Source organism: Amaricoccus tamworthensis, from assembly GCF_049800875.1.
Taxonomy (GTDB): domain Bacteria; phylum Pseudomonadota; class Alphaproteobacteria; order Rhodobacterales; family Rhodobacteraceae; genus Amaricoccus; species Amaricoccus tamworthensis.
This window is the reverse complement of the sequence record NZ_JBNAFV010000020.1, coordinates 22,874-48,376: the sequence shown is the minus strand read 5'-3', so window position 1 is coordinate 48,376 and position 25,503 is coordinate 22,874. Positions and strand designations below refer to the sequence as shown.

Annotated in this window: 28 protein-coding genes; 11 read left to right on the top strand and 17 right to left on the bottom strand. The window is 57.0% G+C overall.

The features are described 5' to 3' along the window. Positions 1-51: 51 nt before the first annotated feature. Both ACP15P_RS20790 and glpX read right to left on the bottom strand, forming a co-directional pair. Positions 52-264 (bottom strand): hypothetical protein, encoded by a 213-nt coding sequence (locus ACP15P_RS20790; RefSeq protein ID WP_424930405.1) that lies wholly within the window; start codon positions 262-264, stop codon positions 52-54. Positions 265-346: 82 nt separating this feature from the next. Further along, positions 347-1,312, bottom strand: coding sequence for a class II fructose-bisphosphatase (gene glpX / locus ACP15P_RS20785; RefSeq protein ID WP_424930404.1), 966 nt, complete (start codon positions 1,310-1,312; stop codon positions 347-349). Positions 1,313-1,561: 249 nt separating this feature from the next. Between glpX and ACP15P_RS20780 the strand changes: the two genes are divergently transcribed. The 3 genes from ACP15P_RS20780 to ACP15P_RS20770 all read left to right on the top strand — a co-directional run bounded on the left by ACP15P_RS20780 (position 1,562) and on the right by ACP15P_RS20770 (position 4,449). Next, positions 1,562-2,548, top strand: coding sequence for a TRAP transporter substrate-binding protein (locus ACP15P_RS20780; RefSeq protein WP_424930403.1), 987 nt, complete (start codon positions 1,562-1,564; stop codon positions 2,546-2,548). A 5-nt stretch (positions 2,549-2,553) separates the two neighbouring features. After that, complete coding sequence (locus ACP15P_RS20775) at positions 2,554-3,078, top strand: TRAP transporter small permease (RefSeq protein ID WP_424930402.1); 525 nt, start codon at positions 2,554-2,556, stop codon at positions 3,076-3,078. An 87-nt stretch (positions 3,079-3,165) separates the two neighbouring features. Beyond that, positions 3,166-4,449: a TRAP transporter large permease gene (locus ACP15P_RS20770; protein ID WP_424930401.1), complete on the top strand. Its 1,284-nt coding sequence runs from the start codon at positions 3,166-3,168 to the stop codon at positions 4,447-4,449. A gap of 3 nt (positions 4,450-4,452) precedes the next feature. Here the strand turns inward: ACP15P_RS20770 and ACP15P_RS20765 are convergent, their stop codons facing one another. From ACP15P_RS20765 to ACP15P_RS20750, 4 genes are all read right to left on the bottom strand, one after another. Continuing rightward, on the bottom strand, positions 4,453-4,971 hold the full coding sequence (locus ACP15P_RS20765; RefSeq protein ID WP_424930400.1) for a GNAT family N-acetyltransferase: 519 nt from the start codon (positions 4,969-4,971) through the stop codon (positions 4,453-4,455). Beyond that, the gene (locus ACP15P_RS20760) at positions 4,964-6,250 is read right to left on the bottom strand and encodes a homoserine dehydrogenase (RefSeq protein ID WP_424930399.1); all 1,287 of its coding nucleotides are present in this window, start codon (positions 6,248-6,250) and stop codon (positions 4,964-4,966) included. The genes ACP15P_RS20765 and ACP15P_RS20760 overlap by 8 nt, the downstream gene beginning before the upstream one ends. Positions 6,251-6,365: 115 nt before the next feature. Then, positions 6,366-7,610 carry an LL-diaminopimelate aminotransferase gene (locus ACP15P_RS20755; protein WP_424930398.1) on the bottom strand — a complete coding sequence of 415 codons (1,245 nt, stop codon included), beginning with the start codon at positions 7,608-7,610 and terminating at the stop codon, positions 6,366-6,368. 118 nt (positions 7,611-7,728) lie between these two features. Then, entirely contained in the window at positions 7,729-8,565 is an 837-nt protein-coding gene (locus tag ACP15P_RS20750; RefSeq protein WP_424930397.1) for a PhzF family phenazine biosynthesis protein, read from the bottom strand. A 233-nt stretch (positions 8,566-8,798) separates the two neighbouring features. Between ACP15P_RS20750 and ACP15P_RS20745 the strand changes: the two genes are divergently transcribed. Continuing rightward, the gene (locus ACP15P_RS20745; RefSeq protein WP_424930396.1) at positions 8,799-9,854 is read left to right on the top strand and encodes a DUF2235 domain-containing protein; all 1,056 of its coding nucleotides are present in this window, start codon (positions 8,799-8,801) and stop codon (positions 9,852-9,854) included. On the opposite strand, the gene ACP15P_RS20740 is transcribed toward ACP15P_RS20745, so the two are convergent. Genes ACP15P_RS20740 through ACP15P_RS20730 form a run of 3 tightly spaced genes read right to left on the bottom strand, consistent with a single transcriptional unit; the run spans position 9,851 to position 12,488 of the window. Continuing rightward, positions 9,851-10,870: an NAD(P)H-quinone oxidoreductase gene (locus ACP15P_RS20740; RefSeq protein WP_424930395.1), complete on the bottom strand. Its 1,020-nt coding sequence runs from the start codon at positions 10,868-10,870 to the stop codon at positions 9,851-9,853. The genes ACP15P_RS20745 and ACP15P_RS20740 overlap by 4 nt on opposite strands. Further along, positions 10,867-11,736 carry a branched-chain amino acid aminotransferase gene (locus ACP15P_RS20735; RefSeq protein ID WP_424930394.1) on the bottom strand — a complete coding sequence of 290 codons (870 nt, stop codon included), beginning with the start codon at positions 11,734-11,736 and terminating at the stop codon, positions 10,867-10,869. The genes ACP15P_RS20740 and ACP15P_RS20735 overlap by 4 nt, the downstream gene beginning before the upstream one ends. Positions 11,737-11,768: 32 nt before the next feature. Beyond that, entirely contained in the window at positions 11,769-12,488 is a 720-nt protein-coding gene (locus tag ACP15P_RS20730) for a COQ9 family protein (protein WP_424930393.1), read from the bottom strand. Positions 12,489-12,611: 123 nt separating this feature from the next. On the opposite strand from ACP15P_RS20730, the gene rpsU reads away from it, so the two are divergent. The 3 genes from rpsU to ACP15P_RS20715 all read left to right on the top strand — a co-directional run bounded on the left by rpsU (position 12,612) and on the right by ACP15P_RS20715 (position 14,214). Continuing rightward, positions 12,612-12,818, top strand: a complete 207-nt coding sequence (gene rpsU / locus ACP15P_RS20725) for a 30S ribosomal protein S21 (RefSeq protein ID WP_424930392.1) — start codon at positions 12,612-12,614, stop codon at positions 12,816-12,818. 168 nt (positions 12,819-12,986) lie between these two features. Beyond that, positions 12,987-13,484, top strand: a complete 498-nt coding sequence (locus ACP15P_RS20720) for a hypothetical protein (RefSeq protein ID WP_424930391.1) — start codon at positions 12,987-12,989, stop codon at positions 13,482-13,484. Between the two features lie 208 nt (positions 13,485-13,692). Beyond that, on the top strand, positions 13,693-14,214 hold the full coding sequence (locus ACP15P_RS20715; RefSeq protein WP_424930390.1) for a maleate cis-trans isomerase family protein: 522 nt from the start codon (positions 13,693-13,695) through the stop codon (positions 14,212-14,214). Here ACP15P_RS20715 and ACP15P_RS20710 read toward each other — a convergent pair. Beyond that, positions 14,207-14,800: a hypothetical protein gene (locus tag ACP15P_RS20710; RefSeq protein WP_424930389.1), complete on the bottom strand. Its 594-nt coding sequence runs from the start codon at positions 14,798-14,800 to the stop codon at positions 14,207-14,209. The two genes, ACP15P_RS20715 and ACP15P_RS20710, sit on opposite strands and share 8 nt — an antisense overlap. Before the next feature lie 39 nt (positions 14,801-14,839). Next, positions 14,840-14,974 carry an aa3-type cytochrome c oxidase subunit IV gene (locus ACP15P_RS20705; protein WP_424930388.1) on the bottom strand — a complete coding sequence of 45 codons (135 nt, stop codon included), beginning with the start codon at positions 14,972-14,974 and terminating at the stop codon, positions 14,840-14,842. A gap of 159 nt (positions 14,975-15,133) precedes the next feature. On the opposite strand from ACP15P_RS20705, the gene ACP15P_RS20700 reads away from it, so the two are divergent. Next, complete coding sequence (locus ACP15P_RS20700; protein ID WP_424930387.1) at positions 15,134-15,838, top strand: sulfotransferase family protein; 705 nt, start codon at positions 15,134-15,136, stop codon at positions 15,836-15,838. A gap of 5 nt (positions 15,839-15,843) precedes the next feature. Here the strand turns inward: ACP15P_RS20700 and ACP15P_RS20695 are convergent, their stop codons facing one another. Together ACP15P_RS20695 and ACP15P_RS20690 are read right to left on the bottom strand one after the other, a co-directional pair. Further along, positions 15,844-16,800 carry an MBL fold metallo-hydrolase gene (locus tag ACP15P_RS20695; protein ID WP_424930386.1) on the bottom strand — a complete coding sequence of 319 codons (957 nt, stop codon included), beginning with the start codon at positions 16,798-16,800 and terminating at the stop codon, positions 15,844-15,846. An 89-nt stretch (positions 16,801-16,889) separates the two neighbouring features. After that, the gene (locus tag ACP15P_RS20690) at positions 16,890-18,572 is read right to left on the bottom strand and encodes an acyl-CoA dehydrogenase (RefSeq protein ID WP_424930385.1); all 1,683 of its coding nucleotides are present in this window, start codon (positions 18,570-18,572) and stop codon (positions 16,890-16,892) included. A 152-nt stretch (positions 18,573-18,724) separates the two neighbouring features. On the opposite strand from ACP15P_RS20690, the gene ACP15P_RS20685 reads away from it, so the two are divergent. Next, positions 18,725-19,696 (top strand): L-threonylcarbamoyladenylate synthase, encoded by a 972-nt coding sequence (locus ACP15P_RS20685; RefSeq protein WP_424930384.1) that lies wholly within the window; start codon positions 18,725-18,727, stop codon positions 19,694-19,696. Here the strand turns inward: ACP15P_RS20685 and ACP15P_RS20680 are convergent. Together ACP15P_RS20680 and ACP15P_RS20675 are read right to left on the bottom strand one after the other, a co-directional pair. Continuing rightward, positions 19,693-20,739: an NADP-dependent oxidoreductase gene (locus ACP15P_RS20680; protein ID WP_424930383.1), complete on the bottom strand. Its 1,047-nt coding sequence runs from the start codon at positions 20,737-20,739 to the stop codon at positions 19,693-19,695. The genes ACP15P_RS20685 and ACP15P_RS20680 overlap by 4 nt on opposite strands. Positions 20,740-20,786: 47 nt before the next feature. Next, positions 20,787-21,359: a YqgE/AlgH family protein gene (locus tag ACP15P_RS20675; protein WP_424930382.1), complete on the bottom strand. Its 573-nt coding sequence runs from the start codon at positions 21,357-21,359 to the stop codon at positions 20,787-20,789. A 196-nt stretch (positions 21,360-21,555) separates the two neighbouring features. Here ACP15P_RS20675 and ACP15P_RS20670 point away from each other — a divergent pair, with 196 nt between their 5' ends. Further along, a complete protein-coding gene (locus tag ACP15P_RS20670; protein WP_424930381.1) occupies positions 21,556-22,371 on the top strand; it encodes a protein-disulfide reductase DsbD domain-containing protein in 816 nt (271 codons plus the stop codon). 26 nt (positions 22,372-22,397) lie between these two features. Here the strand turns inward: ACP15P_RS20670 and ACP15P_RS20665 are convergent, their stop codons facing one another. Beyond that, on the bottom strand, positions 22,398-23,213 hold the full coding sequence (locus ACP15P_RS20665; RefSeq protein ID WP_424930380.1) for an SHOCT domain-containing protein: 816 nt from the start codon (positions 23,211-23,213) through the stop codon (positions 22,398-22,400). Between the two features lie 364 nt (positions 23,214-23,577). Continuing rightward, the gene (locus tag ACP15P_RS20660) at positions 23,578-24,171 is read right to left on the bottom strand and encodes a protein-methionine-sulfoxide reductase heme-binding subunit MsrQ (RefSeq protein ID WP_424930379.1); all 594 of its coding nucleotides are present in this window, start codon (positions 24,169-24,171) and stop codon (positions 23,578-23,580) included. 249 nt (positions 24,172-24,420) lie between these two features. On the opposite strand from ACP15P_RS20660, the gene ACP15P_RS20655 reads away from it, so the two are divergent. Next, positions 24,421-25,497 carry an AbrB family transcriptional regulator gene (locus ACP15P_RS20655; protein ID WP_424930378.1) on the top strand — a complete coding sequence of 359 codons (1,077 nt, stop codon included), beginning with the start codon at positions 24,421-24,423 and terminating at the stop codon, positions 25,495-25,497. Positions 25,498-25,503 lie beyond the last annotated feature (6 nt).

The window sequence follows — 25,503 nt, the reverse complement described above, 5'->3', positions numbered from 1 at the left end:
CTGACCGGCGTATTTTGGTAGCGGTGTGTTCAATGTGGAGTGTTCTCCGCTTCACGCATCCTGGTCGGAAACATCGTCATTCCAGGTTTGGTTTGATGTGGGCTTTCCTGGGCTTTTTCCGAACAATAGCAGCTTTTTCAAACCCTGGATGCCCTTGTACAGGCCGAATCCAGCGCAACACAGCCAAACAAACATGAAAAGGGCCGGTGCCATTTCACCGGCCATGATCATTTGCATCATGCTGAACAGGACGATGATCATCATCCCCAGCCAGACCACGCTCCATATTGACATGAAGACGATGGACGTTTTCTCTTTTCTGGTACGCGGGCGCGTCAACCGGAACCTATTTGATCGTCTGGCGATAGTGGATGCGCCGCACGGATCCGGTCTTCGAACGCATCAGGATGGTTTCCGTCTCAAGGTAATCACCATCACGACGCGCGCCGGTTACGATGGAGCCATCAGTGACGCCGGTTGCCGCAAAAATGACATCTGCGGTTACCATTTCGTCCCGGGTGTAGATTTTCTCGAAGTCAGTGATGCCGGCTTTTTCTGCTCGTCCGCACTCGTCGTCGTTGCGGAACAGGAGTTTCCCCATCATCTGACCGCCCATGCATTTCAGCGCTGCGGCAGCCAGTACACCTTCAGGGGCTCCGCCGGAACCCATGTACATGTCGATGCCGGTCTTGCCCGTTTCGGCACAGTGAATGACACCTGCCACGTCACCGTCGGTGATCAGACGTATACGGGCACCGGTTGCACGCAACTCTGCTACGAGATCCTCATGGCGCGGCCTCTCCAGCACACAGACCATGATGTCCCGCGGCTCGCAGCCCTTAGCGGCAGCCAGAGCATTCACGCGTTCGGTCGGTGTCATGTCCAGGGAGACGACACCGGTGGGGAAGCCAGGGCCGATTGCCAGTTTGTCCATGTAAACGTCGGGTGCATGCAGCATCGAACCGCGAGGTCCCATCGCAATCACCGCCAGCGCGTTGGGCATGTCCTTGGCTGTCAGTGTGGTGCCTTCCAGTGGATCCAGCGCAATATCCACTGCCGGACCGTTGCCGGTTCCCACTTCCTCACCGATGAAGAGCATCGGCGCCTCATCGCGCTCGCCCTCACCGATGACCACAACCCCCTGAATATCGAGAAGGTTCAGCTGATTTCGCATCGCGTCAACTGCAGCCTGATCCGCCGCTTTTTCGTCACCGCTGCCTACGAGCTTTGCTGAGGCAACGGCTGCCTGTTCGGACACACGGGCCAAACCGAGAGACAGCATACGATCAGCAAATTCGTTGATATCGGACATCAGAGAGCCTTCCTAATAAGATCGGTCACTGTCTATTATGCGATTGGCGTTTCGATGGGCAAGCTACTTTGCCGGTTGGCACCAAACCAAATCGGACGAAGATACATCCGGAAAACCGACTCCTTTTAATATTCCATACATCTGCGAAACAGTTCTTGTCTTGTATGCAAGATAATCCTACGATCCGGCCGTCCCAAAAGAACAGAACATAGGGATGGCGGTTTCCGCCGAACGACATTGGAGGAACAAATGACAACAGTTTTCAGAAAATCCCTGCTTGGGTATGTGGCTGCCGCCGCTTTGATGGCAACGGCCGGAGTGGCCAATGCGGAGTGGCGCGGCTGGAACATTCACCCCGAAGGTTACCCGAATACTACCGGGATGGATAAATTTGCTGAGCTGCTCGCTGAGAAAACCGACGGCCGGCTCACGCTGACGATGTACCATTCGGGAACTCTTGGCAGTCAGCCCGACGCCATTGAGCAGGTGCGGATTGGCGCGCTTGAGATTGGCAACTTCAATCTTGGCCCCATTGGACCAATCGCTCCCGAGGCCAACGTTGTTTCACTTCCCTTCATTTTCAAGGACATGGAGCACATGCACCGCGTTCTTGATGGCGAGGGTGGTCAGCTGATCTCCGATGGCATGGCTGAAAAAGGCCTTGTTGCCTTGGCATGGTACGACTCCGGCGCGCGGTCGTTTTATAATTCACAGAAGCCCATCACCGAACCCGCCGATGTTGAGGGAATGAAGGTTCGTGTGATGAACAATGACCTCTATTCCGGCATGATCTCCGCCCTCGGCGGCAACCCGTCCCCGATGGCGTTTGCGGAGGTATATCAGTCCCTGAAAACCGGAGTGGTGGATGGTGCTGAGAACAATTGGCCCTCGTATGAGTCCACCGGTCACTTTGAGGTTGCCGGGTACTACTCTCTTTCCCAGCACCTGATCATCCCGGAATGCGTCTGCATCAACGCAGATGTTTTCGCTTCGCTTTCTCCCGAGGATCAGGAGGCCGTCACCGAGGCCGCCCGTGAATCCGCGGATCTGCAGCGTCAGCTCTGGGCCGAGCGGGCCGAGGCGAGCCGAGCCAAGGTGATGGAAGCCGGTGTTCAGTTCAACGAGATCGAAAACAAGGCGGCATTCCAGGAAGCCATGAAGCCCGTCTACGACAACTATCTGTCGAGCAATCCTGATCTCGTTCCGCTCGTCGAGCTGATCCAGAACACTGACTGATCCAAATGGACAGCAATGGATTTGCTGGGGAAGGAAACCGGTTTGACCGGTTTCTGGACCTGCTGGCAAAGGTCTGCCGGATCATCACTGGCGTTTCGCTCGTATTCCTGACGGTCATCTTCGGTTGGCTGGTTTACGGGCGATACGTCCTTAATTCGACACCAACGTGGGTTGAACAGGTTTCGCTGCTCCTGATTGTGTTGATCACGTTTCTCGGTGCGGCCGTCGGAATTCACGAAAACACCCACCTTGGTGTTTCCTATTTCCGGGAACTCAGCCCCAAACCCGTTCGAATTATTTGCGCGGTGATCACCAATCTTGCGCTGGGCGGTTTTGGTCTGGTTCTTCTTTGGACGGGATTTCAGCTCACAATGTTCAAGTGGTCCACCGAGATCCCGCTAATCCATCTCCCCGAAGGACTGCGTGCGGTGCCAATCACTATTTGCGGCGGCCTGATGCTGTTGTTTTGCATTGGTCACCTCCTGCGTATGGCGCGGGGAATCGAGGACGAAATGGACCTCGTGGAATGAACGGTCACACCTGTTCGACACTCTCAGGCAGCGCAATGTGCACCTGCTCCAGCAATCAAAATTCACGACAGCACCGGTAACCGCTTCATGGGTCTTCTTCTCCTTTTTTCGATCTTCTTTATCGGTGTGGTCATCGGTATGCCGGTCGCTTTTGCCCTTGGCATCGCCGCGTTTTCAGCAATCTGGTTTGAGGGGCTGCCCGTACTGATCGGCATTCAGCGGGTGATTTCCGGTGTCTCCGTATTCTCGCTCATGGCAATTCCCTTCTTTATCTTTGCCGGAGAGCTGATGTTCCATGGCGGAATTGCCATTAGGCTGGTGCGTTTTGCATCGTCGGCCGTCGGTAGCATCCGTGGTGGCCTTGGTATCGTGAACGTGTTTTCCTCAATGCTGTTCGGGGGGATTTCGGGCTCCGCCGTAGCTGATATCTCGGCACTTGGATCCATCCTGGTGCCGGTGATGAAGGAGAAGGGTTATGATGAGGACTATGCTGTCAACGTGACCGTAACCTCATCACTTGCGGGGATTCTTATTCCTCCCAGCCACAACATGATCCTCTTCGCCGTCGCGGCCGGCGGCGGAATTTCAATATCATCACTGTTTTTGGCTGGGGTTGTTCCAGGGTTTTTGATGTGCCTGTGTCTCGCTACCGCAGCTTATACTGTAGCGGTCAAGCGTGGATATGCGTCAGAGCCATTCCCGGGCTGGAAGGTGCTGGCGATACACTTCCTCGCGGCTTTGCCTGGGCTTTTCACTGCAGTCATTATTGTCGGTGGCGTCCTGTCCGGTATCTTCACTGTGACGGAATCCGGTGCTTTTGGAACGATTTACGCCGTACTGGTTACCATCATAGTTTACCGCGCCCTGACATGGGAAAACTTCAAGATTGCGGTGGCGCGTTCGGTCAAAACCACCTCGATGGTTTTGATCCTTGTGGCCTGTGCATCGGCGTTTGCCTACATGCTGACGTTCTACAAGGTTCCATCGCTGATGGTGGATTTCCTGCTCGGCATCTCGGAAAACCCGATTTTGCTGCTGCTGCTGATCAATGGCATGCTGCTCGTACTGGGAATGATCATGGACATGGCGGCGCTGATTTTGATCTGCACGCCGATCTTCCTGCCGGTGACGACGCAACTTGGTATGGACCCGATTCAGTTCGGCATGGTGTTGATGATGAACCTTGGCCTTGGCCTGTGTACTCCTCCGGTCGGCGCGTGTCTGTTTGTTGGGTGCGCAATCGGCAAGGTTCCGATCGAGAAGGCGGTCAGGACAATTTGGCCCTTTTACCTGGCGATTCTTCTGGCGCTCATCCTGACGACCTTTATTCCGGCCATTTCCCTGACGCTTCCGGCAATGCTGGCTGGATAGAAGCTAGTTGTGGTCGGCACCAAGCGCCAGTTGCATGAGCACGACATTCACCCATCGGCCGAATTTGAAGCCAACGCGGTCAAGGACACCAACGTGCTGGAAGTCAAACTTCCGGTGCAGCCCAATTGAGCTTTCATTGTCGGTATCACCAATCACGGCGATCATCTGGCGGTAACCCAGTTCAGTCGTCTCGCGGATCAGTTCCTTAAGCAGAGCTGATCCGACACCACGTCCCTTTATCGCTGGATCGAGATAGATCGAATCCTCCAGCGTGAACCGATAGGCGTGACGAGTGTGATACGGCCCAGCATAACAGTAGCCCACGACCTCGCCATTAACTGTCGCCACCAGATAGGGAAGTTTCAGATCCAGGGTCTTCTGGCGGCGGGCGGACATCTCCCGAACTGAGGGCGGCACTTCCTCGAATGTTGCCAGCCCGGTCAGAACGTGGGTTGCGTATATGGTTTGAATCTTGGGTACGTCGCCTGGTTCCGATGGGCGAACAATACATCTGTCAGACATCTTCGATTCTGATGGCTACCGGCGGGGCGAGGCATACGTCGAGATCCGCTATGACCTGCAGTACCTTATCGAGGGTGGACCTGACGGTATCATGCGTGACGATCAGGACGGGAGCCTGGGGACCGGCGTGCTGTACCTGACGCATGCGGTCGATCGAAATCCCGCCTTCCCCGAGCACGGTTGCTACACGGGCAAGTGCGCCAGGAGCGTCCGTGAGCAGAAAGCGCAGGTAGTAGGCCGCTTTTGGGCTTGCAGCCGCACGTTTGGCCGGTTTGAGCCTGTCGGCTGGTACGCCAAATGCCGGGATGTTCAGCCCACGGGCGATGTCGGTGATATCACCGAGAACGGCCGAAGCCGTGGGGCCTTCGCCCGCACCCGGCCCGCTTAGAACCACCTGACCAATCGAATCACCTTCGATTACGATCATGTTGGTCACGCCCTCCAGCTTGCCGATTGCGGAATTCTCAGGGACGAGGCAGGGCTTCATCCGGGCGTCGACACCGTCTGATGAATTGTTCGCAACGCCAAGCAGTTTGATCCGGTAGCCGAGCTCCGATGCGTGCTCAATGTCGGCCAAGTTGACGCGATCGATACCTTCAATGTCCAACCCGTCATAGTCGACCTGACTGCCGAATGCGGTTGCCGCGAGCAGAGCGAGTTTTTGTGCCGCATCAAAACCACCTACATCGAAGGTCGGGTCCGCTTCGGCATAACCAAGCTGCTGCGCTTCGGTGAGAACGTCGCCATATGCGCGACCGGTGCGTTCCATCTCCGTCAGGATATAGTTGCAGGTCCCGTTCATAACGCCCATCACGCGCGTGATCTGGTTCCCGGCCAGTCCCTCGGTCAATGCCTTTACCACAGGGATGCCCCCGGCGACTGCCGCTTCAAAGCGCAGTGACACTCCGGATTTCTCTGCTGCCAAAGCAAGTTTTTGTCCGTGTCGGGCGAGCATTGCTTTGTTCGCGGAAACCACATGGCGTCCGTCTTGCAGCGCTTTCGTCGCAGCATCCAGAGCCGGGCCGTTCTCGCCGCCCATAAGTTCCACGAAGACATCGACGTCATCACGTGCGGCAAGTGCCATCGGATCGTCTTCCCAGGCATATGTGCTCAGGTCTACGCCACGATCTTTGGACCGTGAACGGGCGGACACGGCGGTAATTTCCACCGGGCGCCCACACCGGGAGGCCAAAAGGTCGCCATGTCTCTGTACGATTTTGACTACACCGGTTCCAACGGTTCCCAGTCCGGCCACACCTAGGCGAAGAGGGTTCGACATGCGTCTGCTCCGAATAAATAATTCGCGCTGTTTAACCGTCAGCCCCTGACACGTCGAGAGGCTGAGGCGTTAAATTTCGCAGGTTGGCTTTCGTCGGTACCGTGTTTCCAGCGGATTATGCTCCGACGGCCTCCGCGTGTTCCGCGCGATACTTGTCGACGAGGGCATCCGCGTTCTGTAATACCCTGCGTACGCTCCGTGCTGCCTGGCGAATGCGCTGTTCGTTTTCTACCAGACCGAGGCGTACGTATCCTTCGCCGTACTCGCCAAATCCCACGCCCGGCGAAACCGCGACTTCGGCTTCTTTCAGGAGGATTTTGGAGAATGCCATCGACCCGATATCCGCAAACGCTTCGGGCAGGGGAGCCCATGCGAACATGGTTGCGGGGGGCGGAGGAATGTCCCATCCAGCCCGTCCCATTGCGTCCACGAGTACATCCCGCCTTGATTTGTATGTCGCGCGAATCTCCGCAATGCAGTCATCCGGCCCATTCAGCGCGGCGGCGGCAGCAACCTGAATTGGAGTGAACGCACCGTAGTCGAGATAGGATTTGATACGGGTAAGGGCGCCAATCAGACGTTCATTTCCGACCGCGAAGCCCATTCTCCAGCCCGGCATCGCATAAGTCTTTGACAGGGACGTAAACTCAACGGCTACGTCACGGGCTCCTTCAACCTGAAGTACGCTGGGTGGCGGGTTTCCGTCGAAATACATCTCCGAATACGCCAGATCAGACATAACCCAAATTTCGTTTTTTCGCGCGAATGCAACGAGCTCTCGATAGAAATCAAGATCGCAGAGCTGAGCCGTCGGGTTGGAGGGGAAAGACACAACCAGCGCCACTGGCTTGGGTACCGAATGCTGCACGGCGCGATGCAAGGACCGCATGTATTCATCAGGATTGAAGACACCGTCATGCAACGTCGCGACATGCCGCAGCGTTCCGCCGGCAATCATGAATCCGTAAGGATGGATCGGATAGGAGGGGTTGGGAACCAGCATCACGTCGCCGGGTGCGGTAATTGCCATGGCCAGATTGGCCAGACCCTCCTTGGAGCCAAGCGTAGCGATGACCTCGGTCTCGGGGTTCAGTTTGACGCCAAACCGCCTCTCGTAATACCCGGCCTGAGCCCGGCGCAGCCCAGGAATTCCCTTTGAGGAGGAATACCGGTGCGTGCGCGGTTTACGGATCGTTTCGACGAGTTTCTCGACGATGTGGCTCGGCGTACTCATGTCCGGATTGCCCATGCCGAAGTCGATAATATCCATGCCTTCCGCTCGGTATTCCGCTTTCAAACGGTTCACTTCAGCGAACACGTAGGGAGGCAGACGTTTTATGCGGTAGAACTCTTCTTGCATGATGAATATCACTTCGGATGGTGAGGTTGAGCCGCGGTTATAGCAACGCCGGTGTCAGTAGCAATAACAGGGTTGTTGCGCAGTCGACAAAGGTTCTTGCGCACAAACGCCATTGGCGTCAGAGATCAACCGTGCCTTCGATCAGGAAGCTGGTCTCCCCGCCGATGAAAACGTCGCCGTTATCCACGTTAACATGGATGCGCCCGGCACGGTTTACGGCGGCACCCTGATGCACAAGGTGCCCGCCCTCAATCCTGCCCTGAGACTGCAGCCAATGGGCGAGTGCCGCGTTGAATGAGCCCGTCACCGGATCCTCAACCATGCCCGCACCCGGTACGAAGACCCGGACCTCATATCTTGCCTCCGAGGCATCCTGATGGGTGCCGAATACACCAATCGGCACGTCTACGGAACGGAAGTCGGCGGTCGGATTGAGATGCAGCACCTCCTCGGCCGTCGCAAGCTCCAGAGCATTCCAGACTGGACCGTTGTCGAGGCGGGCGGCGTTCAAAACGGCGCCGTCGGCAATGCCAAGCGCGTTCATGGCATTCAGACGGAACTGTCCCGGCAGGTCCAGTATGACCGTGGGTGGAGCCCTGAACGCCGGGACCTCGCGGTCGATATGTATCTCCACGATCCCCACACCGCATTGTTGCCTGACGACTCCGGGCAACGACGGCCTGCCTCCCGATTTCAACCAAGCCGCACATGTCCCCAGTGTCGGATGCCCGGCGAACGGCATTTCATGCTCAGTGGTGAAAATCCTCACGTGATAATCCGCATCCGGAACCGTAGGGCGAAAGACAAACGTGGTTTCGGCGAGGTTGGTCCACGCGGCAAACTCCTGCATTTGCGCGTCCGTCAGGCCTTCGCCATCCAGAACCACCGCGAGTGCGTTACCCCGGGTGGGCTGCTGCGAGAAAACATCGCACTGCATGAAGTGTCTTTGGACCATTGTTTCTCCGGCTTGGCGTTTCAAGGCGTCTGATGACGGGAAACTGTCAGGACATCCCCGAAAACGCCAGAGCCGCAGTACCGAAACCATTCAGATACATAGAAAATTGAAACCTTTTTACGATACGAGTTCCTGTGTCGCTCCCGTCCGGGGCCATTTTCCGAGAATTTAACAGAAGACTGCCCCCGTATCCGGCGGCTCCCGTGTTCCGGGCGTGGTCGGGGTGCTTTTAGATGAAACGAATTGTAATTGCCTGTGACGGGACGTGGTCCCGGTCCGACGCAACCCACCCAACCAATGTTTTGGAACTCGCACGAGCTGTCGTGCCTCAGGGGGAAGACGGCTGTGATCAGGTCGTTTGTCACGTCAACGGCGTAGGCACCCGCGGCAACGGCCGTGTCACGCGCACGCTTGACGTGGTGCTTGGCGGGGTTTTTGGCATTGGACTTATGGAAACGCTGCTTGAGGCATATCGTTTTCTGATTTTCAACTACGCGCCAGGCGACGCCATTTTTCTGTTTGGCTTTTCGCGTGGTGCGTTCACCGCAAGATCACTTGCAGGCATGATCCGAAACTGTGGCATTTTACAGCCGGACCACCTTCACATGCTACCGGAAGCCGTCGCACTCTATCAGAGCACGGATGCACGCGCGCATCCCAAAAGCGCGCAATCTGTCGAGTTTCGGCAGCTTTATTCCAGCAATGGCGCCGAGCCTCCCTCAATCGCTTTTCTCGGTGTCTGGGACACTGTGGGTGCGTTGGGTATCCCCGAAAGCTTCGGTTGGGCGTCGACTGTCAACGCGGGACTAAAATTCCACGATACGTCGCTGTCAAAATACGTGAAAAAGGCCCGTCATGCGGTCGCAATTGATGAACGTCGCCGCACATTTCTACCCACCCTGTGGGACAACCTTGACCGTTTGGGGGGAGGAGGCGCAGGGTATCACCAGTGCTGGTTCCCCGGAGATCACGGCAGTGTGGGTGGTGGAGGTCCCAACCGTTTTCTTTCCAACGACGCGCTGCTTTGGGTTGCGGCCGGTGCGGCTGAGGCCGGGTTAAGCTTTGATCCGAAGGTGGTTTCGGCATGGAGCAGTGACCGCGATTTTGCCGCGCCTTTCCAAAGGCCGGACGGTCTGTTTTCACGACTGCTTCACCTGCAGCAAATAGACCGCTCCGGCCCGCGCTCCATCGCATCTCTCGCCGGTTCGGCCATAAAGCGTTGGAAGAAAAACCCGTTGTATCGACCACGGACGCTGAACGCGTTGAGCGGCGAGCTTGAGCGGATTTAGATGCTCCCGGCGTCGGATCGGACGACATTGAGCACGATTTTTCCAATATGCGCCGAGGCTTCCATATGCTCGTGGGCTTTGGCCGCATCTTCCAGCGCGAAACTTTGGTCCATCACCGGGGCGATCCGGCCCGCTTCCAGGAGCGGCCATACCTCGCGCGTCAGATCATCGGCGATGGCGGCCTTGGCGTCGACGGATTGGGGTCGAAGGGTCGAGCCGGTGATCGTAAGCCGTTTCGCCATAACATGGGCAAAATTTATCTCTGCGACCGGTCCCGACAAAAATGCGATCATCACGAGACGACCGTCCGGTGCGAGTGCTTTGATGTTTCGGGCGATGTAGTCCCCGCCGACCATGTCGAGGATCAGATCGACGCCTCTTCCGTCGGTCGCTTCCTTAACCGATTTGACGAAGTCGGCCTCCCGGTAGTTGATTGCGAGTTCGGCTCCCAACTCCCGACAGGCCGCACATTTTTCCTCGGAACCTGCTGTCGTGAAAACCCGTGCGCCACGAGCTGATGCCAGCTGGATTGCGGTTGTTCCGATCCCTGACGACCCGCCATGAACGAGGAACGTTTCACCCGCCTTGAGGCCGCCCCGCAGGAACACGTTGGTCCAGACAGTAAAAAAGGTCTCACACAGCGCAGCCGCCTGAACCATGTCCATACCTGCCGGAACGGGCAGGGCGTGGTCCTGATGGGTCACGGCGTATTCCGCGTAGCCCCCACCAGGTAGAAGGGCAGTTACACGATCGCCGACCTTCCACTTATGGGTATTTGGACCCACGGCAGCGACTTCGCCGGCTGCTTCCAGCCCGGGAAGGTCGGACGCATCTGGAGGAGGGGCGTATTGACCTGCACGCTGCAGGGCATCCGGTCTGTTAACACCTGCCGCATGTATTTTTATCAGAATTTCGCCTGACCCCGGAACCGGGACGGGACGGGTGGTTGGCGTGAGTACGTCCGGGCCGCCGGCCTCACGGATTTCCACGGCGGTCATCGTAGCTGGCAGGTTCATGCGGCGCTCCTCGTCTGATGGGAAAACTCCCAGTAGAGATTTCGCGCCCTCTGGCCCATCGCCGTCCCTGAGAACTGTTTCTGTTCATAGCGGGTCACCGGCGTGACCTTATTAGCATTGCCAGTCACAAACATCTCGTCGGCTTCCGTAAGGTCACCAGGTGTCAGGGATACTTCCCGGACGTCCACGCCGTCATCGCGCAGAAGGCCGATGACGCGCTGGCGCGTGATACCGTTGAGGAATGTGCCGTTGGGTGCCGGAGTTTCCACGACCCCGTCACGGACAATGAAAAGATTGGTGGAGCCGGTTTCCGCGACATGCCCCTCCTGATCCAGAGAGATTCCATTTGCAAAGCCACGTTGTCTGGCGTCCCGAATGACACGCGCGTTGTTGGCGTAGTGACATGAGGCTTTGGCCTCGTTCAGCGCGGCATCTGGCGGCGGGCGGCGAAACGGCGACAGGGTCAGGGCAACGTCGCCCAGTCCCGCCAGTGGAAGGGCCTCAAGGCAGATGGCCAGAGCGGTTTCCTCCGGATTCGGTTCAATCAGATTGGCAAGCCCTTCACGTGACCAGATCATCGGCCGTAGATAAAGCGCGGTCTCATTTTCGAATCGGTCCACGCCTTCGAGAATAAGTTCCTCAATTTCTCCCGATTCCAGCGGGGCCTTCATGCCCATGATTTCCGCCGACCGGACCACCCTGCCGCAATGCAGGTCGAGATCGGGAACCACCCCTTCAAAGGACCGGGCGCCGTCAAAAACCATAGTGCCGAGCCAGGCTCCATGATCCGCTGCACCCAATACCGGAGTGTTGCCCTCGTTCCACCTGCCATCAAACCAGGTGGCGCAGGCCGTTCCAATCGTCATTCCCGTCTCCTCAAGTCCGGTTTGATTTGGGATCAGGTGTCATTTCTGATCCAGCCAGGCAACCTGGAGCGGGCAGTATCACCAGGGCGCTGAATGCGGTCAAGAATACGATTCGGGCCTTTCATCAGGGCGGCTCCCAAAGGGTTCTCCCTGACTTTTGCCTTCACTTTTTCGATTCGCATGACGTCATCGATCCGACGGCCCACAAAGGCACGGGTAGCATCGAAGCCTTCACTGTCGTCGCCCAGCCAGTAGAGAACGCAGGAAGAATACACCGCCGATAACGTCGCACGCTTTGTGTACCAGTTGTGGTCCGTGGATGTGTCTCCGAGCCCGTTCCAGATGGTATCCGAGGTTTCCCAAACAGCTTTTGCGCCATCGCCCAGATATTGGGGCAGGGCAAACAGGGATGATGCACGGCGCACCTCCTCGCGGGCATCCGCCACGATCTCAAGCCTGCGAAATACGGCATGAGCGACACGTTCACTGTATCGCATGCCACTTACATCATGCTGCGCCAGTTCCTTAGCGAGTATTGCGTCGCGGGATCGGTGAAAAGCGAGCGCAAGGTCAACACCGCCTCTGGGGAATAACGCTCTGGCAGTGGACGGCGCGACACCAATATCCTCGGCGGCCGCGTTCAGTGTATCCTGGCTCCAGCCGTCGAAAACGACATGAAGAAGGGCTGCTTCGACCAGCGAATCCTTGATGGACTGATCCGTCTGTGGCGGCAAAGTGTCGGTATCGGACAATTTTTGTCACTCCTGCGGTTGGTCTCTGACCTTGGATGTGGACAGACACGGTCTGTTTCTATATATAGGCCATTCCATCGAGAAATCGAAACACTCTTAACAACGGAAAGGTGGTGAACATCCGTGCAGGTAATGGTTCGTGACAACAACGTCGATCAGGCGCTCCGGGCTCTCAAGAAGAAGCTCCAGCGTGAGGGCGTGTTCCGCGAAATGAAGCTTCGGCAGCATTTCGAAAAACCGTCCGTCAAGAAAGCCCGTGAAAAAGCAGAGGCCGTACGTCGTGCCCGTAAGCTCGCTCGCAAGAAAATGCAGCGCGAAGGTTTGCTCTGACGATCTGACCGCGAGGTCACGCAGCGGCTGACATGGTCGCACCGACAACGGAGTCATCCGACTAAGAAACCGTGCGACCCATCGGGGCCGCGCGGTTTTTCTTTGACATTAGCACGAACGGTAACAAACCCGGTTTTCGCCCGTAGTGAAGAAACAGGTGGACACACAATGGGTAAGACTATGGGAAAAGTGCTGGTTATCGCAAAGCCGCTGGGGCTTCAGGACAGGATCGATGGCCTGGCGACCCTGATCATGCGTATCGGCCTCGCGTGGTTCATTTTTCTCTGGGCCGCGCATAAGATAATAACGCCGGGACAGTATCAGGGTCTGGCCAGGCGTTTTGATGATGTCGAACTCTCCTTCGCGCAGATTTATGCTACCGGCACGTTTCAAATTGCCCTCTGTTTCCTGGTTGCTGTCGGTTTTCTGCGCTACTTCAGTTACGTGGGCCTCGCGTTGATGCATTTCTTCACTGTAACGCGACGTTGGGAAGGGTTTCTCGATCCGTTTGCGCTGAACGACAACGGGTTTCCCATAAACCGAAATCAGGTGATTGACCTGGCCGTGCTTGTGGCGTTCACTGCCTTGATACTTCTGATCCCGCGCGACCATTTCAGTCTCGGCGGATGGATGCGTCGCCGGATCGGGTTCAGGTGGTGGCAGTAGGGGCAGGCGTTTGGACGCATTTCGGTTTGAGGAGGGCCCAACCGCCGGTGGTGCGCATCGCCTCGGGCTCGTGGTTTTGCGTTCGGATGAAACCATAGAGCACGATTTTCGCAGGTTGTTACCTCCTGAACAATCCGCGCTCCTTGTTAGTCGTGTTCACAGCGAAGACGAGGTCACCGAAGCCGCGTTGGCCTCAATGAAGAACCACATGGCTTCCGCTGTCAAACTGTTCCCGAGCGGAGTGCGGTTTGATGTGGTCGGCTATGGTTGTACCTCAGGGTCAGCGGTAATTGGAGCGGACCGTGTGGCCGAACTTGTGCGGGCCGGCTGCGAAACCCGTCACGTGACAAATCCGTTGAGCGCGCTTGTTGCCGCCTGCCGAACGCAGGAAATCAAAAGTCTTTCCATCCTGTCTCCCTATGTGGAACCGGTCAGCGAACATTTGCGTCGGGTTCTCGCGGATGAGGGTATTGAGACCCCGGTATTCGGCTCGTTCAATATCGGAGTTGAGGGTGTGGTCGCCCGCATCACCGACAGGTCCATCGTTGAAGCCGCAATGGCTCTTGATCGCGGCCCGGAAACCGATGCCATTTTCCTTTCATGCACCAATCTCCAGACGCTCGATGTAATTCCACGGCTGGAGCAGGCGCTGGGCAAACCCGTCCTTTCCAGCAACGCGGTACTGGCCTGGCACATGAAAAGCCTCGCTGGGCTGTGTCCGCTCAGTTGACTGCGGCGGTCTCAGTCTCCCAGGCGCGGTTTTGCCCCTCGTCGTATTCGTAGACGAAACTGTCCTGAACTCCGGGGATCTCCGCGAAGTCACGTCTCAAACCTTCCGGGAACATTGTGACATTCACCCCGCGAAAGGGGTCTTCGGAATTGATTACGTCCGCCACTGCCACGGCGCAAAACATCTTCGGTGATTTTCCTTTGGCCTGCGCGTTCGCGAGTATTCGGTTCGCCGTAGCCTGATCGACCTCAACCGTTTGAGACTGCACGTAATGGGAAAACCGCGCGTGATATTTCTCGTAGTAGTCGAGGAAACGCGGTGTCACTCCATAGTGGATATCACCGCTGCGGGGCAGGTCGGGATGCTGGAAAGTTCCGGCCGGATCATACAGGACCTGCTGTGATCCATTTATCAAAAGCGCCGAATGGGCCGACCGGTCGTCCCGGTTCTTCACCATGGAGATCAGTGTGATCGAAGCCGGTTCGGCGCTTGAATAGACAGCACGCGAAATGTCCTCGGGCGAGGCTTCTCGATAAAATTCACACCCGGATAGTGTAAAAACCGTAAGGACCAGAAACAACCTCACGTCTAAATGCTCCGGGGTGAATTGGTTTGACCGGTCGGATCAGGAGTTGAAGATCGCGAGAAAGATGAGAACCGCAATCGCGCTTCCGAAAAGATAGGTAAAGAACTTGATGAACCCCTCGAAGGTCTTTTCCTGTACGCTGATATCCATTTCGCCATGCTTGTGTTCGGCCATGGTCAAACTCCTGAAACAGTGTCGTTAACTGCGCATCGCGCTCGAAAGCTGTTTAATCGAAGCTCCGTCCGCTGTCAGTCGAAAAATTTCATCGCCTATTCAGGTTGACATCATGGTTGCGCCTACGTCTACCCGGAACTGAACAGTCAGGGCAGGCGAATGAAAACCTACACGTTTATCTGCGGTTGCGGGCACAGCGGTACTTCGCTGGTAGCGAACATGTTTGCCAGCCACCCGGACGTTTTCATTCCCTTAAGAGAAACGAGGGCTTTCATGCGGCGTGATGCCGAAGAAAGCACCTGGAAAGCGCTCGTTGAAGAGGCAAAGGCTTCCGGGAAGACGCACTTTGCCGAGAAAACTCCGCGGCATCTCCTGCGTATCAAACGAATTCGTTCGGTCGTCCCGGGTGCGCGGTTCGTTGTCATGGTTCGGGATGGTCGCGATGTAGCCGCTTCCCTCGTTCGTCGAAGTGGCACGGTTGAGGATGGTTTGGAGCGTTGGGTTCATGAAAACAGCGCGCTCTTGCGTCACATCGGATCTCCTGACGTCCACGTGCAACGGTATGAGGATCTCGTCGCGAACCCGGAACAGAATTTACAGGCCATATGCAAGTTTGCCAGTATTTCCTGGGCGCAGGAAATGCTGGAGTTCCATAAGACCGAACGTCTTTGGTTTGGGGTGGACCAATTGAAAAAAGGCACCGGCGAGAAAGGTGAGGAACACCGCAACCGCCGAAACTGGCAAATCAACCAACCGATTTTCGACGGCCGCGGTCAATGGCGCGAACTGCTTTCGCCTTCGGAAGCTTCCATGTTCTCAGAGGGTAAAGCCGGCAGGCTGATGAAGCATTTTGGGTATGGCTAAACCGGTCAGTCGCCGACCGCTTTCCAAAGCCACGCACCGTCTTCGTTTTTCGAACGGGTTACGCGTCCTGTCTGGTGGAGGTGGTTTAGGTGTCCCACCGCTTCTACAAGCGCCAGTCCGTACTCACTTTTGCCTATCCGGCGTCCGTAAAGTACGTCGAAACAGTCCGAAGCCCGTCTCGGTTCGGCCAGATACTCCAACAGTTCTTCCAGCGCGTCGGTCTGTATTACCACCAGTTGATCAAGCCGTGCGTCCAGCCCCGTGAAGGGCATTTGATGTCCGGGCAGTGCCAGTTGATTGGCACGGGCAAATTCGCGCAGATGCTTACATGATTTAATCCACGCACCTACAGAATCCGCCTCCGGCTCGGTGGCGTATACTCCAAGGTTGGGTGTGATTCTCGGGAGTACCTGGTCTGCCGCCAGAACAAGGTCATGGTCCACGCCCCAAAACGTCGCCTGGTCCGGGGCATGTCCCTGGCCCATCCGTACCGTCCACTGTTTGTCGCCTATGCTGACAGTTTCGCTGTCATAAATCCTGCGGTACCCAAGGGGCATTGGATAAACCACATCCGCAAAGCAGAAAGGCTTGGACGACTGCCGCTCCGCGAGAATGTCCTCGTCCATCCCGGCGGCCTTCCAGAACGCGATTGTTTCCTTCGTATATTCGGTCTGCACATCAAGGGTTAGCATTCGGGCGAAGAGCCACGTCGCCTGGGTGCACCATAGTTCCGCGCCGTGTTCCTTCTGAAACCACCCAACGAGGCCCACATGGTCGGGGTGATAATGCGTCAGGATAACGCGACCGACCGGTTTGGCAGCAAGTGGACCAACAAGGAGCGCCTGCCATTCGGCGCGCACGCTTTTGACATTCATTCCAGTGTCAACGATGGTCCAGCTGTCGCCCTCGTCAAACGCATAAATGTTCAAATGGCTCGGACGCATGGGAAGTCCAACACGCATCCATAACAGACCATCCTGAATCTCGACCGCTTCACCGCTGGCCGGTGGCGACGTGAATGGGTAATCAACAACCTCTACAGGACGGTCCATCAGGCTGGAAAGTCCAGTGCGTAAAGCAGGTCGGTTCCACCTCTCGCCTGTGCGCAAAGACCGGTCACTTCCGGCAGGAGTTGCGCCACGTGGTAGCGGGCGAGCGGTAGACGACTTTCGTCAGCCGCGACGGCTTTCAAAAGGTAATGCCCCCCGAGGACCAAAGCGAAAGCCCTCAGATAGGGGACGGCACCCGCAAACCGTTGATTGGCTTCGCTCGCGACCATCCATTCCGTTGTTTCGCTCAGCATGTTCGCCGCCATTTTCAACTGCTGACCCGCCTCACAGGCATCCGCCGCCGTACGCTGAACTTCGCCAAGCAGAGCCATGGCCGCTTTCCCGCCATCCATCAACTTGCGCCCTACCATATCCATCGCCTGGATACCGTTGGTGCCTTCGTAAATGGGGGTGATCCGGGCGTCACGCAGGTACTGAGCGGCACCGGTTTCCTCTATGTAGCCCATGCCGCCGTGAACCTGCACTCCGAGATCAGCCACCTCGCACCCTGTATCCGTGCCGAATGCCTTGGCGATCGGCGTCAGAAATGCGGCTCTGGCTTTCCAGTCCGGATCGCCGGTAGCGGTCGCCATGTCGATGGAAACGGCGCAGTCGAGGCCGATGGCACGTGCGGTCGCGGTTAATGCGGCCATTCGGGCCAGCATCCGCCGTACATCCGCATGGCCTATGATGGTTTTCTCGTCACCCTGAAGCGGTCTGCCCTGAACCCGATCTCTGGCATACGCAACCGCGGCCTGCATCGCGGCCTCGGCCTGAGCCACGCCCTGCATGCCTACGCCAAGACGTGCGTTATTCATCATTGTGAACATGGCCGCCATGCCCTGATGCGGCTCGCCCACCATCCATCCCTTCGCATCCTCAAAGCTCAACACCGCGGTTGGGCTGCCGTGGATCCCCATCTTTTCCTCAAGGGAAACCGTGCGCACGGTATTGGCGACCCCCGGTTTTCCATCCTCGTCAGGTATGAACTTGGGAACCACAAACAGCGAAATTCCTTTCGGACCAGGTTTTCCATCCGGCAGGCGCGCAAGGACCAGATGGCTGATGTTCTCGGCCATGTCGTGGTCGCCCCAGGTGATGTAAATTTTCTGACCCGTTATCCGGTACGAGCCATCGTCATCCGGTTCTGCCTTTGTGCGCAGCGCTCCGACATCTGATCCGGCCTGAGGTTCGGTCAGGTTCATGGTGCCTGTCCATTGGCCTGAAATCAGTTTGGGCAGATAGATCGCTTTGATCTCGTCGTTGGCATGATGTTCCAGGGCCTCAATCTGCCCTTGGGTGAGCAATGGGCAGAGGGAAAGCGCGAGGTTGGCCGAGGACATCATTTCGTTGACGCATGATGTCACGGTAATTGGCAGCCCCATGCCACCATATTCCGGGTCCGCCGAAATCCCTGACCAGCCCCCTTCAGCAATCGCGGCGAAAGCTTCCGCAAACCCGGGCGAGGTTTGCACCACACCGTTTGTCAGTTCGGCCGGAGACAAATCACCGGCGCGCCTGCACGGATCCAGCACACCTTCGCAAAGCTTCGCGGCTTCACTGAGAATGGCATCGACGAGATCTGGCGTGGTTTCCGCAAAACGGTCTGTTTCCGGGAGCTTCCCGGCGTCGAGCACGTGATCCAGCAAAAACCGCATTTCAGTTGTCGGAGCACGATAGGTCATGGGTTTCCTCACTGGGCTGACGTTTGTGGCAACATGCCGCTTCCAGTTTTGCGGGTTTGACTGTAGTCAATCGCCGGAACGGGACTTTAGGGTGCAGTTCCTGCTGCGGCAAGTTAAACGCGGCGTAAACCTGAACAGGACCGGGACACAAAATGGTGGATTACAATACGGTGAAACTATCCGATGGTCCGCGCGGGATCAGGGCGGCCGTATCGCTGTTGAAATCCGGTGATCCCGTGGCCTTCCCTACGGAGACGGTTTACGGCCTTGGCGCGGACGCCTGCAACGATCGCGCCGTGGCTGGAATATTTGAGGCGAAAAACCGCCCTTCCTTTAATCCGCTGATCGCCCATGTGGCCAACCTCGAAATCGCGGAAACGATTGCGTCATTTTCCGATAGTGCCCGCGATTTGGCCCAGGCATTTTGGCCGGGGCCACTGACGCTTGTGCTTCCGCGAAAGCCGGATACGGGACTTTCGGATCTGGTTACAGCCGGTCTGGACACGGTGGCCGTTCGCATTCCAGCCCACCCTCTCGCTCAGGAACTTCTGAATGCCTTCGGTGGCCCCTTGGCCGCTCCGTCCGCTAACCCGTCAGGGCGGGTGAGTGCAACCTCGGCAGACCACGTGCTGGATGGGCTGCGTCACCGCATCGCCGCTGTCGTCGACGGAGGGCAGTGTGAGGTCGGTCTGGAATCGACGATCGTTGGTTTTGACGGCGACATTTCCGTCCTTCTGCGACCCGGTGGCCTCCCGGTGGAGGCGATCGCCGCCTGTCTCGGGCAGGAGATGCAGCGTTTCAAGGGGGGTGATATAACCGCGCCGGGCCAGATGACTTCGCATTACTCGCCAGACGCAGGAATGCGAATCAATGCATCCGCGCCGCAGGACGATGAAATTTGGCTGGGGTTTGGACCCGACCAAACGGGTTATCGAGGCCTGAACCTGTCGGTCTCTGGCGATATGGTGGAGGCCGCAGCCAACCTGTTTTCCCACCTTCGCGAACTTGACGCTCTTGCGAAAACGGAAGGCGGGAAAAGCATAGCGGTCGCCTCAATACCGAAAACCGGCCTTGGTCTGGCGATTAACGACAGGTTGCAACGGGCCGCCGCTCCCAAAGACTAGTTGCCTGCCTCCGACGGGTCTGGGCCCACGCGAACGAGCAGTTTCCCAAAGTTCCTCCCATCAAACAGTCCGAGGAACGCATTGGGCGCGTTCTCAATTCCCTCAACAACCGTTTCACGCCATGACAGTTGCCCGAATTTGACAAGGGGGGCGACCTCTTCGAGAAACTCGGAGTAACGATCGAAATAGTCAAAGACGATCATCCCCTGCACCTTAAGCCGCTTGACGAGAATGTTACTCCAGACCTTTGGAAGCGGCATCGCATCAGCAATTCCTTCGCCGTTGTACCAGGCGATAACGCCACACACGACAATTCGACCGTGGTCGTTCATCGCCGGAACAACGCTCTCGAGGGTCTTTCCCCCGACATTGTCATGGTAGATGTCGACGCCGTTAGGAGCCGCCGCGCGGATGGCCTCCGCGAGTTCGTCCGCAGCCATGTGATGGTCAATGCAGACATCGTATCCCAGGTTTTCAACCGCCCATTCGCACTTTTCCTTGCCGCCGGCTACGCCGATCACCCGTAGCTTTTTCAGCTTTGCCAATTGGCCCAGAACCGTTCCGACGGCGCCCGTAGCGGCTGATACAACGATTGTTTCCCCTTGCATGGCCTCAGCCAGCACGTTGAGTGATGTCCAGGCCGTAATGCCCGGCATGCCCAGTATGCCCAGCGCAGACCCCAGTGGTGCGGCCTCCGGATCAAGCCTGCGCACCTGTTCTCCGTCAGAAATCGCATGTGTGGTCCAGCCGAACTGTCCACTTACGATTTCTCCAACTTTATAGTCAGGGTGTTTGGAGGATATGACCTCCGCGACGCACTCCGCCGTCATGACCTCGCCAAGTTCTACCCGCGGTGCGTAAGACTTTCCCTCATTCATCCTGCCGCGCATATAGGGATCGAGTGACAGCCAGATGGTTCGCACCAAAAATTTCCCGTCCCCGGGTTCCTCAAGCGGCTGTTCTTCCATCCTGAAGTTCCCGAGTGTGGGTCGCCCCTGGGGTCTGCTGTCCAGAACCCAGGATTTCCGTGTTTCAGCCGGCATGTAGTCCGCTCCTGAAATTTGAGTGTGATTTACTTGTAGGGCAGGGATCAGGCGCTTCCGCCGCCGCCTGAAAGAAGACGCGGATCAATGTCCAGCGAGCGAAGAGCGGCGTCCCATTTGCCGGCACTGTTCCCTCCGAACACGAGCTCCTGATCGGCCGACGCGGTGAGCCAGGCGTTCTGCCGGATTTCACTTTCAAGTTGTCCAGGTCCCCATCCCGAATATCCAAGCGCCAGAAGAGACAAGTCCGGTCCGCGTCCCACGGCCATGTCCCTGAGAATGTCGAGCGTTGCCGTCATCGAAAACCCGGTATTGACCTGTATACTGCCGCCATCCACCGCATAATCCGGGGTGTGCAGCACAAAGCCACGTCCGTGTTCAACGGGTCCGCCGAAATGCACCGGCGTGTTTCTCAGGTCGATTGTTGAGGTGATATCCAGTTGCTCGAGCAGCGTATCAAATCTCAGATCAGGCGCCGGTTTGTTGACAATAAGACCCATTGCGCCCTGATCCGAATGGGAGCAGACAAACACGACAGATTTCTCAAACCGCGGATCGCCCATACCGGGCATCGCGATAAGAAGCTGTCCTTCGAGAAAACTGGCTTCAATACCTTGCATCACTGGAGAATGGTCCCGATCCCTTGGGAATTCAAGCGACCTGAGCCACTGTTCCCCTTCAATTTTTTCTGTTCGCTCAGACAACGCCGGCTCTTCGCTGACGGTTTGTTCACGGCTGCGCGAATTTCGGTTTTGTTACTTTTCGCCGGGGGGCAAACCCGTATGGTGGCGGGCGGGAAAAGCGTCGCGGATACAAATGTTCAATATCGCTCAGATTTCATTGGCCTCCCTAACGGTTCTGTCCGGTCCAGTTTTGGCGCAGGACCCCAGTCAGATCGCGTCGGCGGCGTTTCTTTCCGGGTGGCAGCAGGATGATGGCAGTCATGTGGCGGCATTGCGTTTTGAGATGGAGCCTGGCTGGCACACGTACTGGCGGGTCCCAGGCCAAGTGGGTATCCCGTGGGAATTTGACTGGTCCGGTTCCTCGAACCTTAAAAGCGTGACATTTGAGTGGCCCCGGCCTGAAATTCTCGAAACTTTCGGTTTTGTATCGTTCGTGTTCGAGGAGGAACTGGTGCTTCCCGTTCGGCTGGTGCCGATCGATTCTGCAACTCCTATCGAGATTTCGCTTGCCATCGACTACGGGCTTTGCAGCGAAATATGTATCCCGGCAACCGTCGATCTGAATGGCCAGATCGATGTTGCTTCGGTCTCACAGGGCAGGGAGGGAATCGAAAAAGCTCTCTCGCAACGTGCTCAGTCGGCTGCCGAAGGTGGAGTTTTGAAGGCCACCTGCAACATTGTTCCTACGGATAAAGGTTTCTCGTTGGCCACCAGTATCGAATTTGCGGCTTCTCAGAATGACGCGCAGTACGTGGTGGTTGAGGCTCCCGACCCGATGGTCTGGATTGATTTTGCCGATACGAAAACCGAGGGGCATCACGTGACCAGTCGGGCGCGCATTGATGGTTTGGACGGAAACGGCGTTTTGCTTGATCGCAGCAGTCTGCGAGTGACCGTGTTGGATGCCGATCGAGCTGTTGAAGTACAGGGCTGTACCGCGCCGGGCTGAACTACAACCAGGAAAGCGGGAACCTGCTAAATTCGGGCCAAAAGTTCCGCTTTCTTGGATTCGAACTCGCTATCCGTTAGAATACCTTTTTGGTGAAGGCTGGCTATGCGTTCAAGTTTCGCGAACACATCCTCTTCATCCGACCTGCTTGGTGTTTCCTGTGGCGTTGCGGGTGCCGGAGCGGTCACGTCCGTTGGAACGTCGGCAACCGTCGCTGTAGAAACCACTTCAGGCTCGTCGTTTGCGTCGCCCTGAGCATCAACAATCTTCAGATCCGCCAGCCGCACCAGACCGAACTGGCTGGTGAACGTCAGCGACTGGTCTCCGCTTTGCTGCTGCGAGACGCCGGAGATCATGTGATCAGCCGTGTCGTACACTGTCATTTGACCTCCAACCTCGACGGCAAGTCGCCGGGTCGACGGAAAAAATGCGTAACGAAGATCGTTTTGAGAACCGGAGGAGGATGGTGCGCCCAATTCCTCAGGCCACCAGTTGCCACCGGAAATGAACAGGCTGACCCCAGGCTGGCCCCCCGACTGTGTCTGACCCTGAGTTGTGGGGCCGGACGGCCTGAACACTCCAGCTTCCCTTACGACCTGGGAGAGGTCCGTACAAAGGGCATCCACCTTCGCTTTCAGCGCATTGTTGAACATGTCGCCAACCATTGTCATGCCGCTGAGTGACCACTGCCCCATGCCGCCAAGCTCCGGATGGCTGAACTGGGCCTGCGTGCCGCCGCCGGAGGCCAGAGAGCGCATGAGCGTGACGACGGCGTCCGTGCTTACGCCGTGGCGCTGCGCAACTTCGTCGGCCAGACGCAGGCCTTCTTTGGTCGGTTCCATGACTGTGCATTCCCCATCTGCTACCACCCGCCTATAGACCCGCACCGGCCCGGGGGTCCAGTCCGTCATTGGATTGTACGCGAATAAGCCCGTAGCGATGGCTCAATCGGCCATGCCAGGCCGTGTCCGGATCAATTTGCTTGAAAAACCGGCAAGCGGCATCATCACTCCGGATAGAATCGCGAGCAATAAAACCACCTCAGCAGTCGTCGGGACCGGAATTACTAGTGCAGCAAAATACGGGAACCGCACGTTGATGAGTATCAGGAGTCCAATCACAAGTCTTTGGCCTGCCAGTCTGTTGCCTATCAATCGATGAATACTTCTCCGACAGGTGATCCACTGTTGCGGGTGCCGTTCCCTGCTACACTGCGGACTGACGGGGTCTGAGATATCTGTACCAAATTCGATATCCCTCAAGAAGAGCCAGTGGGCCGAAATGAATCAGCGCGGCTGCGGGATGTTTCCACCCGTGTATCGACGCCCAATGAAGCAGCGTCAGAACGGCAGCACCATATGTCCAGCGCTGCAGCTTTTTCCAGTTCGGTCCCATGACCCTTACGAAATAATCCATCGAGGTCGCGGCAAGTGGAATAAATACGGCGAACGCCAGCCAGCCGGTCCAGATGTAGAAACGGGGCAACTCACCGATTACGGTTGCCGCGGTTCCCTTGTCGACCAGATAGAAAATCGTATGCAGGGCCGCATAGGCGAACGCGGCTACCCCAAAATACCTTCGGTTCCTCATTAGCCAGCGAGGCCCGCGCCAGCCCTTAAGGAGCATGCACAGGGGCGTGGCCATAAGTGCGATGATCAAAAACCTTGCGGAAAACTCACCTGATGGATGCACCAGGATGTGGAATATTCGCGGATTGCTGGACCTGACCAAATCCCAGGCCATTCCAAAGGCAGGCAAAGCGAGCAAAAACCAGATCCAGTACGGTGAAATACGTGCCATACCGACTGCATAGCACTATTTTCGCCTGCGCAAATCCTTTGATGTTGCAATTCGCAACTCGCAAGCATCGACATATTTTGGCTTGCGTGGCGCGTTATTGTCGCTGACAACTGCCCAAAAGCAGCGACGACGGTCGGGCGTTCCCACGTGTCAGGATTGTTCGACCGGGGCGCCTGTCGCACAAAACAGGAATATATACGGCGACCCAGGCCTGGGCCCGCCGGACCCCGCTCAGGGAACGGAAATTGAATGCCAGTCACATCAGGGCTGCAAATATCGGCGCGTCTTTTCCTCGCAGTCCTTTGTGGCGCGACCGGAGGGCTGATTTTTAACCTGCTGCACCTGCCCCTCCCGTGGATGCTGGGCGCGATTACAGCCTCAACCATCGCCGCGCTCGCCCGCATGCCGGTTGGGACACCCAGATGGGTGCGTCCTCCGCTTTCCGCGGTTATTGGCACGCTCCTCGGCGCAGGGTTCCCCAGCGATGTTCTGTTGCGGGCCTCGGATTGGATCCTGCCTCTGGCCGGTCTGGCGGTTTTTATGCTGACGGCCGGAGCGGCCTGTGTCTGGTATTTTCATCGTGTTTGCGGCTACGACTTCAAAACCGCCTATTTCTGCGGAATGCCCGGTGGTCTCATCGAAATGACTCTGTTGGGCGAGGCCAAGGGGGCTGACCCGCAACGCATAGCCCTTATTCATTCCGCACGCATACTTCTCGTTGTGTTCATTGTATCCGGAGTGATCCAACTGTTTTTCGTCGAGGGTCAGTTGGGCTCTGGGGGCCCCGACGATGAGGTCTTCAGGATAAGCGATCTGTCATGGCAGACCGCCATTTGGATGACCGGGACATGTGTCGCGGGTGTTGCTCTTGGGCATTACCTGAAGCTCCCGGCGGCCTTTTTGCTCGGACCGATGCTGGTCAGTGCAACCTTGCACATTTCCGATCTTAGCGATTTTGAGATCCCTCGGGAGCTGGTGATCGCCGCACAGGTCGGCCTGGGCACCACGATTGGCTGCCGTTTCTTCGGTCAAACTTTCCGGCAGGTGGGAAAGACACTTGTCCTGTGTCTCGGCTCCACGGTTATTCTACTGTCCATGACGGTGTTTTTTGCGTGGATTTTGCATCTGCTGACTGGAATTAACGTGCTTCTTCTCGTTTTGGCCTATTCGCCCGGCGGTCTGGCGGAGATGGGCCTTGTTGCATTGGCGCTCAATTTCGACACAGCACTGGTCGCCTGCCATCATCTGGTTCGCGTGGTTCTCGTCGGAATCACGGCTGGTTACATTTTCCGATGGTTTGACCGCGACGACGGCAGCGGCGCCTGAAGCCGG